The sequence below is a fragment of the Pseudohongiella acticola genome, assembly GCF_001758195.1.
Classification (GTDB): domain Bacteria; phylum Pseudomonadota; class Gammaproteobacteria; order Pseudomonadales; family Pseudohongiellaceae; genus Pseudohongiella; species Pseudohongiella acticola.
The window spans coordinates 2,004,002-2,018,111 of the sequence record NZ_MASR01000001.1 but is presented as its reverse complement, the minus strand read 5'-3'; the positions used below and the strand labels follow the sequence as shown (position 1 = coordinate 2,018,111).

The following is a 14,110-nucleotide window of genomic DNA, read 5'->3' as shown; positions in this document are numbered from 1 at the left end:
ATCAGGGACGTGCGCATGAAACAAAAATACCTGTCTGAAGTCATCTATCAGATTTTTGCACTCATCATCGTTGTGATTGTGGTGCATGCCGTCTATGTCGCCGTGATCAGGCCCAACGCCGATATCATTCAACAGCAGCAGACCATTCAGCAGGAAGCGGACGAAGATTACGTGCCCGATCGTTCCATGTATATCGTGCTGCGCGATTTCGAGCAGGAAACCTGTATCATTCTGTTCTTCTGGGCGCTGTCCATCATCGGCATGAAAACCGTGCGCACCATGCGTGAACGCTCACTGCTGGATCGGGAGCTGCTGCCGGTGTCCGAGGGCACCAGTATCCTGCCTGAAGACACCCGGCACTTTGCCCGACCGGTTCAGGCGCTGCCGGAGAAAGAACGGGGGTTTCTGTTGCCGCGCGCACTGCTTGCCGGGCTGCACCGGTTTGGTACAACGCGAGAGGTGCAGGACGTATCGGCCACCGTGCGCGACATTTGCGACAATGAATCCGAACGTCTGGAAAGTGAACTGGCCATTGTCCGCTATATCGCCTGGGCGATTCCGTCGATCGGCTTCCTGGGCACCGTGCGTGGTATCGGTACCGCGCTGGGTCAGGCGCACCAGGCTGTCAGTGGCGACATTCTGGGTGTCACCGTCAGCCTAGGCGTGGCCTTTAATTCAACCTTCGTGGCACTGGTCACCAGCATTGTGCTGATGTTCCTGTTGTATCAATTGTCGCTGGTGCAGGATCGTCTGGTGATGGACAGCCAGGCCTATTGTGATGATCACCTGATTAACTACTTACAGGTACCGGGGCGCAGCACACCGCAGGATAATCACAGTGAAGCGGTACAGCCAGTATGACCAGCGCCGTTCTCGAGTTAAATGACAACACCATTAACCTGTACCAGGACGGCGATCTGGTCAGCAGCAGCCCCGGCTTTGCACTGAGCCTTGGCGGAAGCATCCAGTTTGGCCAGAGTGCCGCTGAACAGAGCCGCCTGCATCCGGTCAATACGCATAACGAATTCTGGTACCGTCTCAGCATGGCGCCACTGACGCGCCCGCTGGCGCACTTCCGAAACAACGCCGATGTTGTCCACGCGCACCTCCAGCATATTGCACAGGCCAGTGACTTCGAAGGCGATGTGACGATCGCGGTGCCCGGCAGCTTCAGCCGCGAGCAGCTTGCCATTCTGGGTGGTGTGGTAGCACAGACGCCGTTTCGTGCGGCGGCCATGATGGACGCCGGGCTGTTCTATGCAAAGTCGCATATGGCTGATCATTCGCGGGTGGTGTTTGCCGACATGCAGCTGCACCAGTTCAGTCTCACTCTGCTCAGCCAGGATCAGCACCAGCTTAAACGTGAACAGGCCGTGGTGGTGCAAGGCGCGGGCTGGAGCAATATCGCCAACGCGCTGGTTCAGGTCATCAATGACGCCTTTATCCAACAGTCGCGATTTAATCCGCAGCACAGCGCATTCTGGGAGCAGCACCTGTACAACGAATTGCCTGACTATCTGTTGCAGATCCGTGGCGGGCAGGCGGATTTCCTGGTCAGTATCACCACCGACAAGACCACACATCAGGCGCGCGTCAGCGTTGCCGAAATGGTGGACAGTCTGCAGCCAGTATTTCGCCGTATCACACAACAGCTGCAGGCACTGTCGGCACTTTCGAGTGACGGCCCGCTACCTGTTTTAATATCGGAGCGGGCGGCGGCCATACCCGGGCTGGAAGCCACGCTTCAGGTCCAACAGGCACCGCTGAGCGGTGAAAACATGGCCAATGCCTGCTCACACGCCAGTGCTACCTTGACCCGCACCGGCACCGATGTACCGTTTATCAGTAGCTGGCGCATATCACCGGCTAGCGTAAATAATACAGCAGATGCCGTACCTGTGATTCCGGAGCGTGTGGCAGCCAGTCATATTCTGCTCGACGGCATCGCCTATCCGCTGCGCTCGTCGATCTATGTCCGGGCCAGCACCGGGGCGACTGTCAGTCTGAACGATGCCGCGTCCGCCGAGGATCTGTGTGTGCTGGCCCCTGCCGTGGAAGGCATTGTTATCAAGTCGGCATCCGCGTCTGTTTTAATCAACGCCAAGGCAGCCACGCCGGGGCAGACCCTGAGTGCCGGCGACCAACTCAGCGTGGGTGATGATCCGGTGTTGCAGTTGATACGGGTGCATGATGGCCGGGCGTAAACGCAAACGCGCTGGCGTCAACCCGATGGGCCTGGCGTTTCTGGACGTGATGTCCTGCGGTTTCGGCGCTGTGGTGTTGATCTTTCTGATTCTCGATCACACTGCAACTGAAGACCGCAATGAAGTGGATCCAAACCTGACGGCCGAAGCCAGGCTGTTGCAGGAAGAGGTACTGGAAGGCGAAGAGCAACTGTTTCAGGTCCGCAACACGCTGGACGAAATCAGTCTTGAGGTGGTGGAAGCGCAAGGGCTGGCAGATCGCATACAGAACAATATAGACGACTTTATGGCACAACTCGCCGCACTGGAAGGCAACTCCATGGCAACGGAAGAAAGCCTGGAAGACCTGCGCGCCGATATCCAGTCGCTGGAAGAAGAGCTATTGCGCCTGCAGACCAGTGCTGTGGAAGAGCAGGGCGACAGCAGCCGTGAATTTCTCGGTGATGGCGACCGACAATATCTGACCGGCATGTTCCTGGGCGGCAACCGGATTCTGATCCTGCTTGATACGTCGGCCAGCATGCTGGATGCCAGCCTGGTCAACATCATTCGCATCAGGAACATGTCCGACGACGCGAAACTGGCGTCAGCCAAATGGCAGCGCGCCGTGCGTATCGTGGAATGGATCAGCAGCCAGCTGCCGCTGGTCAGTCAGTATCAGGTCATCGGCTACAACGAAAGCGCAGAGGCCATCATGCCGGGTACAGACGGGCGCTGGCTGGAAGTTGCTGATCGCGATGAACTGAATGAGGTGGTCAGGGCGGTCCAGTCTACTGTGCCCGGTGGTGGCAACAATCTGCAGCGCGCCTTTGAGGCGGTGGCGGCCATGAACCCGCGACCGGACAATGTTTACCTGATCACAGACAGCCTGCCGACGCAGGGCTCACGCAGCAGCAACGCCACCACCATCAGCCCCCGGCAGCGGCTGGAACTGTACCAGCAGGCATTGAATACGATGCCGGCAAATATACCGGTCAACACCATCTTGCTACCGATGGAAGGGGATCCGGCGGCCGCAGCTGCGTATTGGCAGTTGGGCGTACTCAGCGGAGGGTCATTTATCACCCCCGCGCGCGACTGGCCATGAACGGAGATAATTGCAGCCATGAGCGAGAAACAGCCATGAGCGAGAAACAGCCGTGAGCGAGAAACAGCCATGAGCAAGAAACAGCCTTGAGCGAGAAGCAGCCATGAGAAAACGAAAACGCGAAGAAGACGGTGCCACCATAGCGTTTCTGGACGTCATTTCCTGTGGTTTTGGCGCCATCATTCTGCTGCTGATGATTACCGAAAACTCGGCCCCGGTGACGCTGGAAAACGCACCACAACAGCTTGAGCAACCGGTGGCCGAGCTGCAGCAGACACTGTTCGATATCCGCGGTGAAACCCAGACCCTGAACCGCGAACTCAATGCTCGCCGAGAACAGCTGTCCGCCTACCGCGAGCGTGTGGCCCGGCTGGAGCGTGAGATGTCCAATATTCGGGGCCGTTACGAAACCTCAACTGAGCTGGCCGAAGAGCGCGCCGTTGAGGAGAGCGAGCTGGCCATCGCCCGGCAGTCACTGACGGCAGAAATGGAGCGCCTGCTTGGTCAGGACTTCACCCGCAGCAATAATGTGATCGGCGGCATTCCGGTCGACAGCGAATACATTATCTTCCTGATCGATACCTCAGGTAGTATGTTTTATAACGCCTGGCCCCGTGTGCTGGAAATGGTCACTGAAGTACTGGACGTGTATCCCGAGGTCAAAGGCATCCAGATCATGAATGACATGGGCGATTACATGTTTCCCAATTATCGCGGTCAGTGGATCCCCGACACGCCGGCGCGGCGTCAGGCCATTATCAGCGCCCTGCGCAACTGGGCGCCGTTCAGCAACAGCAGCCCGGTGGAGGGTATTACCCGCGCCATCAGTGCCTTCTACCAGACCGGCCAACGCGTGAGCATATACACCTTCGGGGATGACTTTCTTCCCGGCGGTTCCATCACCCGGGTGGTCGAAACCGTGGACCGGATCAACGCGGCCGATGCCAGTGGCAATCGTCTGATGCGTATTCACGCGGTCGGATTTCCGGTATTGTTTGATCTGGATCCGCGTTATCACGACAGTCTGTATCGTTTTGCCACGTTGATGCGAGAACTGGCCGAACGTAACGGTGGCAGCTTTGTCGGACTTAACGCCTATCAGTGAGCGGGACGCACGACAACTGTTCAGCTAAACCAACATAACAACAGCATTGGAGCAGTCAGTGAGAAGCGATTTTAATCCAGTCCAGAATTCCATGTTGCGACGCCATGCTCGCGCCTTTGTCCTGCTTTTGGTGGCCGTGGTTGTGCTCAATGCCTGCGCCGCACGCACTGTCGACATCGAAGGCACTTATCCATCACCCAATATCCCGCCATTACCACTAACGCTGGGTGTGTACTACAGTGAAGCCCTGCAGAATTTTGTTTACACCGAGCGCAGCGATGCCGGCAAGGACGAGTACCTGGTCAACAGCGGCAGTTCCCACATGGAGCTGTTCAACACGGTGTTGCCGGCCATGTTTCAGCAGGTGGTGGTGCTGGATGATCCGGCGATGGCGAATGAACGCGGCGTTGACGCGGTCTTTATCCCCAATATTGATGAATTTCAGCTGGGCATGCCGCAAAAAACACGTCTGGATTCTTACGAAGTCTGGATCAAGTACAACATGCGCATGACCGCTCCCGATGGTGATTATATTGCCGACTGGGTGATGACGGCTTATGGCAAAACCGGACAGGAGACCTTTGGCAGCGCTGAGGGCGGAATCAATGATGCAGCGGTGGCGGCTCTGCGGGATCTGGCGTCAAACTTCTCCATCAGTTTTACCAGTGTCCCGGACGTTCGGGACTGGTTACAACCTCGCTTGCAATAAAGCGCAAGCGTCCGCAAGGCAGGAGTCAGCATGGCAACAAACAACACCAGAGCAGGGCTGATGCGCACAGGGTACTACCTGATTGTGATGCTGATTGTCGGAATGACCCTTGGCGCCTGCACCACCACGACCATTGACGAGTTCCGGCAGGGCGACACCGGTATTGATTCCAGTGAATCCATTGTCATTCTTGGGCGCCGTCAGGGCGCGGCCTACTCGACCCATGCCGACTTTGTCGAATGTGTCGGTAACCGCATGGGGCGTGGCAATGATGCGATTACTGTAGTGCCGGAGCAGGTGTTTGTTGACGCTCTGTTTCCCTGGTTTGAACCACGGACAGCACCCATGCGCAGTGAAGACCTGCAGCAACTGATGGCGCAACCGCTGGTCACCGACAAAATGTCGGAGTTCGGTATCCGTTATATGGTGTGGCTGGACGGTCAGACCGAAACCAGCAACCGAATGGGATCCATCTCGTGTGCTGTTGGCCCCGGCGGTGGTGGCTGTTTTGGTTTTGGCTCCTGGGAAGATGACTCCAATTATGAGGCACGGGTATGGGACGTGTCGTCTCACACCTCGGTCGGCACCATCAGCGCCGATGCCAGCGGCCAGTCCTATGTGCCGGCGGTTTTTGTTCCCATTCCATTGATTGCGCGGGTGGAAGCCAATGCCTGTAACAATCTGGCCGATCAGCTTAAGCAGTTTGTTAAGGGCGACTGACGCCTTTTGCCCAAACACGCGATATCAGAACGAAGGGGGCCAGTGCTCATGAATGTGCGAGTCATAACACCGCTGCTGTCAGCAACGCTGGTGATGATACTGGGGCTGCAGGCGTGTGCCGTCAACCCGGCCACCGGTCAACCCAATCTGGTGTTGATGAGTGAGTCGCGGGAACTGGAAATAGGTGAAGAAGAACACGAAAAAGTGCTGGCAAGTATGCGTGTGGTCGAGGACCGGCGCATTAACGACTATGTCAGTGAGGTTGGCCAACGCGTTGCGCAGGGCAGCCATCGCGGTGATCTGGAATACACCTTTACCGTTATCGACAGCCCGGAGATCAATGCCTTTGCCTTGCCCGGTGGTTACGTGTATATCAACCGTGGGCTACTGCTTTACCTGAAATCCGAAGACGAACTGGCAGCGGTGCTGGCACACGAAGTCGGTCACATCACCGCCCGCCATGCTATCCAGCAACAGGCGCGTGGCCGATTGGGCAATGCAGCAGCAACCGTTGGCGGCGTCGTGGCAGCTGTGGCCACCGGCAGTGGCTATATAGGCTCCGAGTTGGCGCAGATTGGTTCCATCTGGGCTGCCGCCGGTGTCAGTGGTTTTGGTCGCGACAACGAACTGGAAGCAGACAGCCTGGGCGCCGAGTATCTTTATAACGCCGGGTACAATCCGCGCGCCATGATCGATGTCCTGTCAGTGTTAAAAAACCAGGAAGATTTTAATGTGCGTGTGGCACAGCGCCAGCCAACCTACCATGGCCTGTTTACCACTCACCCGCGCAACGATGTGCGTCTGCAGCAGGCGGTGGCGCAGGCAGGTAACCTGCCCGACGATCAAGCCCGCGAAAGTGATCATAACGTGTTCCGGGGTTATATTGACGGTCTGTTGTTCGGCGAAAACACCAGCGTTGCCAGCGACCGTAACCGCTATTACCAGGACCTGCTGAGTTACACCATGGTGTTCCCGGATGACTGGGAAATCGTTGAAACCACCACCACGGTGCAGGCGCTCAGCCCGCAGGACAACGCCATGATGCTGGTAGAAGCGCAGCGTCTGCGTGAGAACAAGGAGCCGCGGCTGTTTATCCGCGAGAATCTGGGTATCACCGATCTGCAGCAATCAGAGAATCTGAACCAGTACCGTTTGCTGGGACACACGGGCATGCACACCAATGCTGATGGCAATCGCGAGCGCATTGCTGTGTTCTATCTGGGGCCGCGTGTCTTTGTTTTACGCGCCGAGATCAGCGACACAACGACAGCGGACGATGAACTGGAAGACCTGCTGTTTGCCTCCATGCGCACGTTCCGCCCAATCCAGGCCAATGAGCGCTCTGCCGCCAATGGACTGCGCGTGCGTTACGTGCAGGTGACCCAGGGCTTTAGCTGGGCAGCACTGGCAGCGCGCAGTCCGGTGCAACAGTACCCCGAGGAAACCCTGCGGCTGCTGAATGGTTATTACCCCATTGGCACCCCGCAACAGGGCGAATGGATAAAAATACTACAATAAACGTTGTGTCATACAAGGCCAGAACATGAATAACAAAAACCGCATCAAAACACTCGCCATTGGCGTGGCCATGGCTGCGTCAGTATTCACGCTGGTGAATCTGAGCACGGCACAGAACAACGCGCCAACCGGCACAATAGAAACCCGCAGCCACGTCTTTACACCGGTAGGCGAGGGCATCTACCACGTCACTGGCACCGGGGCAGTCAACGTCATGAGCAATGCCATGTTGATTGAAGGAGAACATGATCTGCTGGTCGTAGACTCACATGTGTCTCCCAATGCCGGCATGGCCCTGATCGACGCCATCAAATCCGTCAGTGCCAAGCCGGTTCGTTACCTGATCAACACCCATTACCACTTTGATCATGCTCATGGCAATCAGGTGTTCCCGCAGGAAGTGGAAATTATCGGGCATCGCTACACCCGCGAAAAACTCAGTGGCGAACGCGGCAATGTACTGGAAGAATCCACATTCATCAGTTTCACTGAAGGCGTACCGGGCCAGATAGAACAGATGCAGGCGCAACTGGCCAGCACCGAAAACACCGACGAACGCGTGCAGTTGCAGGCCCGCATTGCTGTACAGCAGGCGCACCTGAATTCACTGGCTGGCATCGAGCCGACACCGCCTAATATCACCATTGATGACTCGATGAGTATTTACCAGAGCGTGCGTGGTGGAGGCAGGGAAATTCAGATAGTACACCTGGGCCGCGGCCATACCGGCGGCGATGTCGTGGTGTTCCTGCCGGAAGAGAAAATTATCTACACTGGTGACCTGATGGTGCCATTTCTCCCTTATATGGGCGATGCCCATGTCGATGAGTGGCCCGCCACGTTGGAAAACCTGAAGGCGCTGGACTTTGCCACGTTATTGCCTGGTCATGGCGGTGTGGTACAAGGCAAGGAACGCATTGATATGCTGCAGGCCTATCTGGATGACCTGTGGGCCAACACCCGTGCACTCAAGCAGCGCGGGCTAAGCTATGAACAGGCCGCGGCGGAAATCGACATGACCGCACACAGTGGTAACTACCCGCAGATTCGCGGACCGGGTGCCGATGTGCGGGCGATACGCCGCATATACCAATTGCTGGACGAGGCGTAGCAAAAAAGTTACGGCAGGTTAAGTTGCCAGGATACACCATAACGATCATTCAGCCATGCGTAACGCTGGCTGAATCCGTAATTGTCCAACGGCATCAACAGTTCACCGCCGTCGGCCAGTACATCATACAGACGCTGTTGCTCGGCTTCATCAAGGCAATCGACGAGCAGTGACGTCGACGGTGTAAAGCTGAACTTGTGAGTCACGGGACTGTCCAGACAACGCAGGCGATGCGACCCAATCCGAATGTCAGCAAACACAATACTGCCCTCAGTACCTGGACCTTCTGCGCCTGCACGCTGAATGTTCAGTATTTCACTGTCTTTGAACAGAGACAGGTATAGCGTCATTGCAGCTTCTGCATTGCCTTCAAACATCAGGCAGGTAGACAGGTCGTGCATGGTGCTTCCTCCATATCAGGCTTGCTTCCGCGTTAATCGTTGGTGTCCAGACTCTCGTTGAACCGCTGCCTGTAGTTCTTCTCCGCGGTTTCATACAAAGGCCAGAACGACGGTGGTATCACGCCGGCGAATTTGTCAGTCATAATTGCCAGGTGTGCATGCCAGCCACCAGCAACGCTTGCCAGCACACGATGACTGAGTAGGCAATGAGTGAGAATAAGGCGTACCTGGTCGCCTTCTGCTTTCAACTCAATGGTCACTTCTGACGGTGCTTCCTCAGCATTTTCACCCCAGCTCATCTGCAATAGGTATGGCGGGTTAAACTGCAGCAGGCAATGCGTGGTGCTGACGCCGTTTTCCATGGCGCAAAGATGTTCCGGTACCGGTGCTTTTTTCGGGCTCAGACTGGCGTGACGGAAGTTCAGCTGGAAATACTCACCTTCACGCCCGGGCAGCGCACCGCCGGCCAGCCACAGCGCGCGTTTATCGGATTCAGTCAGCCAGGCCCAGACCGTCTCAATGGGGCCGGGCAGCAGGCGTTCGAAACGGACGGTGTCAGTGGCGATGCGAGTGCCATTGTTATCGGGTGTACTTGAATCAGTCATCGGCAGTTGTCTCCCGTTCAATGTCTTGAGTAAGCAGTGTTTCCAGGTCGTCCAGCCGCTGTGTCCAGAATCGGTCGTAATAGGCCAGCCACTGTTTGGCGGCTGCAAGACGGGCAGGCCGAAGCCGACAGAAGTGTGAGCGGCCCTGCACGCGGCGATCAATCAGCCCCGCGCTTTCCAGAACCTTGACGTGTTTGGACGCGGCGGCAAAAGACATGCTGAAGGGTTCGGCCAGGCTGCGAATATTGTGCTCGCCTTCACTCAGCGTGAGTATCATGGCGCGCCGGGTGGGGTCAGACAGGGCGTGAAATATCCGGTCCAGCTGATGTGTTGTTGTCGTGTTATGTTCAACCATATGGTTATGTTAAGTCGATGTCGGGTTAACTGTCAACCATCTGGTTGAGTAAATTAATGTCTTACCGATGCCAGGTTCAATGGTCTGGATCCCATTGGAACTCCCTGGTATGCCGCACTTAGAACGGAACTGATTGCGTACGTAATAATAATGGTGGTCGAAATTGATTCGCATCTTCATGATGTCAGGGAGCAGGCAGTCAAAGACGGCGCATCGGATTCAGAAGCTGATCTGACAGTGTCGCAAAAAATCGGTGACGAGAGCGAAATTCTGGCAGGAGCACTGAGTAAACCGGAATTGAAGTCGTTTGCCTGCCGGCATGGGCATAAAATCAATCACGCTTAACTTTATGTAAATTAAGCTTGACATGTCGTTCAGTGGCTAATATCGTGACTATGTAAAGTTTATTTGACATTTTGGCAGAGGATAACGACATGGCATCAGATCAACATAAAAGCTACGAATCACGGGTTGCAACAACGACACTCACCCTGGCTGCCTGGACTGGCACCTGGGTGGCGACCTGCGCCGTGCTGGCGTTTGGACCAAAATTCCTTTGGGCAGAGAACACTGCTATCACCCTGGCCGCTGTCGCCCTGAATGTTCTGGTGGGCGTCGCCATGGTGATTGCCAATAAAAAACACATCGCCAGTCTCGACGAAATGCATAAACGAATCACGCTGGAGGCGATGGGTATTACGCTGGGAGTGGGTTTGATCGTCAGTGTACCGTACTCGCTGATGGATGCTTATGATCTGATCGCGTTCGATGCAGAAATAGCCCATCTGGTGGCGATCATGGGGATAACCTATCTGGCGTCGACGATCTGGCGTGTCTGGAGTTTCCGATGAAAAACCGGCTGAAGGTGCTGCGTGCGGAACGGGACTGGACCCAGGCGCAATTGGCGGAAGCCCTTCAGGTCTCACGCCAGACGGTCAACGCCATCGAAAAAGGCAAGTTTGATCCCAGCCTGCCGCTGGCGTTCCGGGCCGCGCGATTGTTCAACATGCCGATTGAACAGATATTCAATGACGACGAAGTCATATCTGTTGATGACTCTGAGCGAGGTTAAGACCTTCACCCGTTAACTCCCAATGATAATCAATGATCTCAACATCCTCTGCTCCAGCTTTAGTCCAGCGAAAGCAGACGCGGAATCGTCTATTGATGCGAATACTGTATTGGCCATGACGGTTACCATACAGCGACGATCACTACCGGTCTGATTCGTAATTCCAGTTTCCCGCGCTGTCGACGAATCCCCTGTCGCGTGCAGTTGCGAGGATCCGCTGATAATTACTGACATCTCCAGTCTGATTGTATATCTCTGAGAGCACCCACCAGTTCTCGGGTTGATTAAATTGTTCGGTCATCTTTTGCGCCAACAGCAATGCACTGGTTTTGTCTGACATCGTCAGCGGAATTGAGTCGTTATTGCCGTAGAGCCGCTGGTATTGCTCGGTGCTGCCGTCATATTCAGGATGAAGCCCGGTTTCGAAATGCAGCAGAAATGCCTCACCAGCAGCGTCGAAATTTCCCAGCTGACTGAATGCTCTGATCATGTGACCGGTGACCACCCAGTTGTAGCCGCCGCCAGCGTCAAAGTACTGATCGTTGTATGCCATGAAACCTTCCCAGTCTTCAGCGGCCATCGCGATTCGAGCCAGCATCTGTAGCACGGCCAGCCGGTTGGTTTGCTCCAGGCCCGGTAACTGCAAAATCTGTTCATAGAAATAGCGAGCGTCTTCGTACTGCGCATTCCTGAGAAAATGTGTTGCATAGGCCGTCAGCAGATCGCGTTTCTCTGTATGTGTCATTTTGTCGTAACGCGCCATGAGTTCGCCCAGGTCGCTCATGGCGGAATCAGCCTGCTCCTGCCCCTGACGTTGTCTGATTTCCCTGAGCGTGCTTTCAATCTGGCTCTGAGTCAATTCTGAGTTGTCGCCAGACTCGCCGACGGTTTCTGTCCTTGCTGGATTAGCGTCAGCTGTTGACTGGTCCCTGGCTAATGTGTCAACCGTGTCGGCCTGCTCGGGCGTCTCTTCATGCCTTGCTGTGTCCATCGTGTTGAATGTCAGCAACGTGGCACCCGCTGCGATGACAACAGAGCCTGCTATAAGCATGGTTTTTGTTTTTGCAGTCATTGCAATCTCCGGGCAATGTAGTTTGCGAACTCATTCAGCTATTACGCTTCAGTAAATAATGCAGCAAAAAAACACCTGCAACCGCGAGCCATGCTGTGCTCATGCCCAGTATCCAGGCTTCAACACTCACTGACGAAAACCACGCCTCTGTCGGTGAAAGTGGGCTGACAACAACGGTGCCGCAGACCGCCAGTATGGTCAGTATGCCCCGGCGTACTGCACCCGCTACCATGCCTATAACAGCACCCGCCAGCGCAAACGCCGACAGGAATATCGCTGGTGTAAACGTTGCCGCACTTGGTACAAATGCGATGATCGCCAGAATCAGGCTGATCGAACTTATCGGGGTGTCGTGTCTGTTCTGGGTCACTGGACTATTCATGTTAGCCTCCTTATCACTCAGTACTGTCACCCAGCCGGTTCAGAATCTGCAGCGCCTTGTCGGCTTTGTCGCGTGGTACAAATATATGATCATGATAATAACCGGCCACTATGTTGGCAGGGATGTTGCTGTCTGCCAGCACGGCCGACACCGCAGCAGTCAGCCCCACTGCCTCCAGGCTTGAGTGTACTGTCAGTGTAATTTGTCGATAGCGCTGATTAAAGTCGAACCCCTCCCGCTCGGCAACGGCAGCAGGTAGAATCAACGTCAGCCCTTCGGGCTCCCGAATGGCCGCGACAGGTTCAAGCGAAGCATGGTCACTGATTGATCCGGACACGCTGCAGAATACATAATCGCCGTCCACCAATTGAGGTACCAGTGATTTTAACAGCGTTGCCAGATCGACGATTCCGTTCATGATTTTTGTTTAATACGGCGTTTTAAGATCATGACAGCCCTCAGCCTTAAAAACTCGTTTCGCAGAAGCCGGATTCTTCTCCAGCGCAGCATCAGGGCGAATCGGGCGCGAGACGAAATTGCCGCCACAGTTGGGGCATCGGTTTTTCAGAATACCGGATGCGCATGAGGTACAGAAAGTGCATTCGAATGAACAGATGACTGCGTCACTTGCGTCGGGTGGCAGGTCTTTATCACAACATTCACAGTTTGGTCTTAGCTCCAGCATACGGGCTCCCATTCTTGAATGATGAAAAAAATGATATCGGTTTTGGTGAAAATATCAATCATACTTCGCTTCTATAACCCGGGCACTGTCATCCAGTTCAATGACGCATCTGTAAAGCCCGACATTGTAAGCGCTGTCTGCAATAATTCTTGTTGATGTCACCTGGTACCTCAGAAAAGTGCCGGTATCGAGTTGAGTCACAACGCTTTGCTGCGTGACGCCTGGAGCAAAATTTGGGCAAAGAAATTTTATCTCTTTACGCGCTTCATTCCAGACAAAAGCAGTTGCCGCCGTAGCAACAACAATGACAATGATTACAGCTGCCAGGATCAGTCGTTTCCGCACAACACCACCTCTCCGTAAAAGGCGCTTTCCAGTTTATGCAATGGGTCAGGCTACGGCTTCCGCGCTGATATCCTGAAACGCCTTCACCAGCACCTCAGGTTCCTGCGCACCAGAGATCAGGTACTTGTTGTTGATGATGAAGGCCGGCACAGAGCTGACACCAGCCTTCTGGTACGTGGCTTCATCTTCACGTACCGCAGTGGTGAACTGACCCGATTCCAGTACTGCGCTGGCGGCCTCAGGATCCAGTCCCACCGATTTAACGCACTCCAGCAACACCGTCGGGTCGGAGACATCCTTCGCTTCGCCAAAGTAGGCCTCAAATAAGGCCTGTTTCATCTCGGTCTGTTTGTCATGGTCTACAGCCCATTTCACCAGACGGTGGGCATCAAAGGTATTGGCGGTCAGGCGTTCCTGCAGTTTTTCGAAGTTGACGCCGAGATCTTTGGCAATCGCCATCATGTTGGCCTGTGCCTCGCGCATCTCAGCTTCGCTGCGGCCGTACTTCTTCGCCAATGCCGGCAGGATAGGTTCGCCCTGGCCGCTATGGTTGGGGTTCAGTTCAAACGCATGCCATTGCACCGTGAATTCATAATCCGGCTCCAGTTGAGCCATGGCGAGCTGAAGGCGTGCGTAACCGATGGCGCACCAGGGGCAGGCGATGTCTGACACAATATCTATCTGTATTTTGTTCATGGTGAATCCTTACAACAGTTCAGGTGGATCAACAGTCTTCAAT

General features: G+C 55.1%; 19 protein-coding genes and 1 pseudogene. 10 read left to right on the top strand and 10 right to left on the bottom strand.

The features are described from left to right. Nucleotides 1-15: 15 nt before the first annotated feature. The 8 genes from PHACT_RS08560 (at nt 16) to PHACT_RS08525 (ending at nt 8,454) form a co-directional block, all read left to right on the top strand. Nucleotides 16-861 (top strand): MotA/TolQ/ExbB proton channel family protein, encoded by an 846-nt coding sequence (locus PHACT_RS08560; RefSeq protein ID WP_070116874.1) that lies wholly within the window; start codon nt 16-18, stop codon nt 859-861. After that, on the top strand, nt 858-2,204 hold the full coding sequence (locus PHACT_RS08555) for a hypothetical protein (RefSeq protein WP_070116869.1): 1,347 nt from the start codon (nt 858-860) through the stop codon (nt 2,202-2,204). The genes PHACT_RS08560 and PHACT_RS08555 overlap by 4 nt, the downstream gene beginning before the upstream one ends. Then, the gene (locus tag PHACT_RS08550; protein WP_083264458.1) at nt 2,188-3,291 is read left to right on the top strand and encodes a vWA domain-containing protein; all 1,104 of its coding nucleotides are present in this window, start codon (nt 2,188-2,190) and stop codon (nt 3,289-3,291) included. The genes PHACT_RS08555 and PHACT_RS08550 overlap by 17 nt, the downstream gene beginning before the upstream one ends. A 103-nt stretch (nt 3,292-3,394) precedes the next feature. Then, the gene (locus PHACT_RS08545) at nt 3,395-4,396 is read left to right on the top strand and encodes a hypothetical protein (RefSeq protein WP_070116859.1); all 1,002 of its coding nucleotides are present in this window, start codon (nt 3,395-3,397) and stop codon (nt 4,394-4,396) included. Between the two features lie 58 nt (nt 4,397-4,454). Continuing rightward, nucleotides 4,455-5,105 carry a hypothetical protein gene (locus tag PHACT_RS08540; RefSeq protein WP_139141485.1) on the top strand — a complete coding sequence of 217 codons (651 nt, stop codon included), beginning with the start codon at nt 4,455-4,457 and terminating at the stop codon, nt 5,103-5,105. Between the two features lie 30 nt (nt 5,106-5,135). Next, nucleotides 5,136-5,825, top strand: a complete 690-nt coding sequence (locus tag PHACT_RS08535) for a hypothetical protein (protein WP_245730653.1) — start codon at nt 5,136-5,138, stop codon at nt 5,823-5,825. Between the two features lie 48 nt (nt 5,826-5,873). Further along, nucleotides 5,874-7,343 carry a M48 family metalloprotease gene (locus tag PHACT_RS08530; RefSeq protein ID WP_083264457.1) on the top strand — a complete coding sequence of 490 codons (1,470 nt, stop codon included), beginning with the start codon at nt 5,874-5,876 and terminating at the stop codon, nt 7,341-7,343. Between the two features lie 25 nt (nt 7,344-7,368). After that, on the top strand, nt 7,369-8,454 hold the full coding sequence (locus tag PHACT_RS08525) for an MBL fold metallo-hydrolase (RefSeq protein ID WP_070116852.1): 1,086 nt from the start codon (nt 7,369-7,371) through the stop codon (nt 8,452-8,454). Between the two features lie 8 nt (nt 8,455-8,462). Here the strand turns inward: PHACT_RS08525 and PHACT_RS08520 are convergent, their stop codons facing one another. From PHACT_RS08520 to PHACT_RS08510, 3 genes are read right to left on the bottom strand one after another with little or no spacing between them, the layout of a single operon-like run. Continuing rightward, nucleotides 8,463-8,855 (bottom strand): VOC family protein, encoded by a 393-nt coding sequence (locus tag PHACT_RS08520; protein ID WP_070116850.1) that lies wholly within the window; start codon nt 8,853-8,855, stop codon nt 8,463-8,465. A gap of 32 nt (nt 8,856-8,887) precedes the next feature. Then, nucleotides 8,888-9,460 (bottom strand): SRPBCC family protein, encoded by a 573-nt coding sequence (locus PHACT_RS08515; protein ID WP_070116848.1) that lies wholly within the window; start codon nt 9,458-9,460, stop codon nt 8,888-8,890. Further along, a complete protein-coding gene (locus PHACT_RS08510; RefSeq protein WP_070116846.1) occupies nt 9,453-9,815 on the bottom strand; it encodes an ArsR/SmtB family transcription factor in 363 nt (120 codons plus the stop codon). The genes PHACT_RS08515 and PHACT_RS08510 overlap by 8 nt, the downstream gene beginning before the upstream one ends. Before the next feature lie 434 nt (nt 9,816-10,249). On the opposite strand from PHACT_RS08510, the gene PHACT_RS08500 reads away from it, so the two are divergent. Together PHACT_RS08500 and PHACT_RS08495 are read left to right on the top strand one after the other, a co-directional pair. Next, the gene (locus PHACT_RS08500) at nt 10,250-10,666 is read left to right on the top strand and encodes a hypothetical protein (protein WP_070116842.1); all 417 of its coding nucleotides are present in this window, start codon (nt 10,250-10,252) and stop codon (nt 10,664-10,666) included. Continuing rightward, the gene (locus PHACT_RS08495; RefSeq protein ID WP_070116840.1) at nt 10,663-10,887 is read left to right on the top strand and encodes a helix-turn-helix transcriptional regulator; all 225 of its coding nucleotides are present in this window, start codon (nt 10,663-10,665) and stop codon (nt 10,885-10,887) included. The genes PHACT_RS08500 and PHACT_RS08495 overlap by 4 nt, the downstream gene beginning before the upstream one ends. On the opposite strand, the pseudogene PHACT_RS16780 reads toward PHACT_RS08495, so the two are convergent. The 7 genes and pseudogenes from PHACT_RS16780 to PHACT_RS08470 form a co-directional block, all read right to left on the bottom strand. Further along, nucleotides 10,856-11,023: pseudogene (locus PHACT_RS16780) on the bottom strand (type II toxin-antitoxin system RelE/ParE family toxin); the annotation flags it as partial. The gene PHACT_RS08495 and the pseudogene PHACT_RS16780 sit on opposite strands and share 32 nt — an antisense overlap. Before the next feature lie 6 nt (nt 11,024-11,029). After that, entirely contained in the window at nt 11,030-11,959 is a 930-nt protein-coding gene (locus PHACT_RS08490; protein ID WP_070116838.1) for a hypothetical protein, read from the bottom strand. A gap of 34 nt (nt 11,960-11,993) precedes the next feature. Then, complete coding sequence (locus PHACT_RS08485) at nt 11,994-12,341, bottom strand: hypothetical protein (RefSeq protein WP_070116836.1); 348 nt, start codon at nt 12,339-12,341, stop codon at nt 11,994-11,996. A gap of 13 nt (nt 12,342-12,354) precedes the next feature. Next, nucleotides 12,355-12,759 (bottom strand): ACT domain-containing protein, encoded by a 405-nt coding sequence (locus tag PHACT_RS08480; protein WP_070116834.1) that lies wholly within the window; start codon nt 12,757-12,759, stop codon nt 12,355-12,357. 9 nt (nt 12,760-12,768) lie between these two features. Further along, complete coding sequence (locus tag PHACT_RS16045; RefSeq protein WP_083264456.1) at nt 12,769-13,026, bottom strand: DUF1272 domain-containing protein; 258 nt, start codon at nt 13,024-13,026, stop codon at nt 12,769-12,771. Nucleotides 13,027-13,080: 54 nt separating this feature from the next. Continuing rightward, entirely contained in the window at nt 13,081-13,371 is a 291-nt protein-coding gene (locus PHACT_RS08475) for a hypothetical protein (RefSeq protein WP_070116832.1), read from the bottom strand. 45 nt (nt 13,372-13,416) lie between these two features. Continuing rightward, complete coding sequence (locus PHACT_RS08470) at nt 13,417-14,067, bottom strand: DsbA family oxidoreductase (protein ID WP_070116830.1); 651 nt, start codon at nt 14,065-14,067, stop codon at nt 13,417-13,419. Between the last annotated feature and the right edge of the window lie 43 nt (nt 14,068-14,110).